Below are 253 nucleotides of genomic sequence, written 5' to 3'. Positions count from 1 at the left end.
GTCACCGTCGCTTCCGCTGTCGAGCCGTAACCGTCGGTCATCACCATCTGGTAATCGCCACTGTTCGTGCCTTGCTCGAAGTCGTTCACCTCCGCCGAAACGCCCGCTGCCGTGATGCTGATGTTGCCGGCCGCATCGACACTGTAGAAACCGTCTTCACTGGTGGCGCTTAAGGTGCCGTCACTGTGTTTGAACTCGTATTTGGTCACGCCATCCAGATCGCTGCCGGACAAGGTACCCACTACCGCGTCCG

1 protein-coding gene is annotated in these 253 nt (G+C 59.3%); it reads right to left on the bottom strand.

Annotated elements, in window-relative coordinates; genetic code table 11:
- Positions 1-253, bottom strand: a 253-nt coding sequence (locus tag AB4307_RS20010) for a hypothetical protein (protein ID WP_372133188.1), incomplete at both ends; no start/stop codon positions are given.

Source organism: Vibrio sp. 10N.261.52.C2 (assembly GCF_041471425.1).
GTDB lineage: Bacteria > Pseudomonadota > Gammaproteobacteria > Enterobacterales > Vibrionaceae > Vibrio > Vibrio crassostreae_C.
This window is presented reverse-complemented; position numbering and strand designations above follow the sequence as displayed.